The organism is Sphingobium sp. C100, assembly GCF_000508185.1.
Lineage (GTDB): Bacteria > Pseudomonadota > Alphaproteobacteria > Sphingomonadales > Sphingomonadaceae > Sphingobium.
The window spans coordinates 1-1,770 of the sequence record NZ_AYOY01000093.1; the positions used below are offsets into that span (position 1 = coordinate 1).

Genomic DNA, 1,770 nt, shown 5'->3' on the forward strand with positions numbered 1-1,770 from the left:
TGTTCGAGAAGACCTATCACGCGACGCATCCCGACATGATGGAATGTGTGGACAATGACAGCCTGCGGGATCGCTATCTGGTGGGGGGCATGTTCGCCGATGGCCAGGTCGTGCTCAACTATTCGCATAATGAGCGTTTCGTGATCGGCGGCGCGGTGCCGGCCGGCGGCTCGCTGAAACTGCCCGACCAGACCGCGCCGGCCTCGGCCGCCGGCCATCCCTTCCTGGAACGGCGTGAGGCTGGCATCGTCAATATCGGCGGCCCCGGCGCGATCACCGTCGATGGCGAGCGGTTCGAGCTCGGCAACAAGGAATGTCTCTACGTCCCCATGGGGTCGAAGGATGTGATCTTCGAAGGGGCGCAGGCGCGCTTCTACATCGCCTCGCTGCCCGCGCACAAAGTCTGCCCGATCAAGAAGATCACACTGGCGCAGGCCAATCCGCTGGAGCGCGGCGACCTCGAAAATTCCAACCACCGCACCATCTACCAGCTGGTCATTCCCGGCGTGTGCGAAAGCGCGCAGCTGCTGATGGGCCTGACCGTGCTGGAAACCGGCAGCGTATGGAACACCATGCCCCCGCATCTCCATGACCGCCGCAGCGAAATCTATCTCTATTTCGACCTGTCCGGCGGCGACCGCGTCTTCCATTATATGGGCGAGCCTGACGCGATGCGGCATATCGTCATCGAAAATGAGGAAGCGGTCATCTCCCCGCCCTGGTCGGTCCATATGGGGTCGGGCACGAAAAGCTACGCCTTCATCTGGGCGATGGGCGGCGAAAATCTCGACTATACCGACATGAACGTGCTGGACATCTGCCAGCTGCGGTAATTTTGCCGTCATCCCCGCGAAAGCGGGGACCCATCTCCCCACCGTTGTGCTGGACGCAGGGGTTTGGGAGATGGAGTCCCCCCTGCGCGGGAATGACGCGGGAGACACTATGATGACCACCCCCTTCGATCTCACCGGCAAGACCGCCATCGTCACCGGCGCCAATACCGGCATCGGCCAGGCGATCGCCCTGTCGCTGGCCGCCGCCGGGGCCGACATCGCCGCGGTCGGCCGCACGCCGGCGCAGGACACCGTCGATCAGGTCCGCGCCATCGGCCGCAAGGCGGAGATCGTCCCCGCCGACCTGTCCACCATCGAACCCGTCCAGCGCGTGGTCGACGAAACGCGGGAGAAGCTGGGCGGCCTCGACATATTGGTCAACAATGCCGGCATCATCCGCCGCGCCGACAGCGTCGACTTTACCGAGGAAGACTGGGACGCGGTGATCGACACCAATCTCAAGACGACATTCTTCCTCTGCCAGGCGGCGGGACGCCACATGCTGGCGCAGGGATCGGGCAAGATCGTCAACATCGCCTCGCTTCTCTCCTTCCAGGGCGGCATCCGCGTGCCCAGCTACACCGCCTCCAAAAGCGGCGTCGCGGGCCTGACCAAGCTGCTGGCGAACGAATGGGCCGCGCGCGGCGTCAACGTCAACGCGATCGCGCCGGGTTACATCGCCACCAACAACACCGCCGCGCTTCAGGCCGACGAAACCCGCAACCGCCAGATCCAGGAGCGTATCCCCGCCGGGCGCTGGGGGACCCCTGGCGACATAGGCGGCGCGGCCGTCTTCCTCTCGTCCAGCGCCGCCGGCTATATCCATGGCCACACGCTCGCCGTCGATGGCGGCTGGCTCGCACGCTAGGCGATCCCGTCCGGCAGGAACCGGAACGCCCACAGGAGAGACGCCCATGCCGCATATCGACCGGCGCAC

The 1,770-nt window shown here is 65.0% G+C and carries 2 protein-coding genes; both read left to right on the plus strand.

The genetic code is table 11. The features are described 5' to 3' along the window. Positions 1–833, plus strand: an 833-nt coding sequence (gene kduI / locus C100_RS31910) for a 5-dehydro-4-deoxy-D-glucuronate isomerase (RefSeq protein WP_024019077.1), incomplete at its 5' end; no start/stop codon positions are given. A 112-nt stretch (positions 834–945) separates the two neighbouring features. Next, a complete protein-coding gene (gene kduD / locus C100_RS31915; protein ID WP_031308965.1) occupies positions 946–1,701 on the plus strand; it encodes a 2-dehydro-3-deoxy-D-gluconate 5-dehydrogenase KduD in 756 nt (251 codons plus the stop codon). The last annotated feature ends 69 nt before the right edge of the window (positions 1,702–1,770 follow it).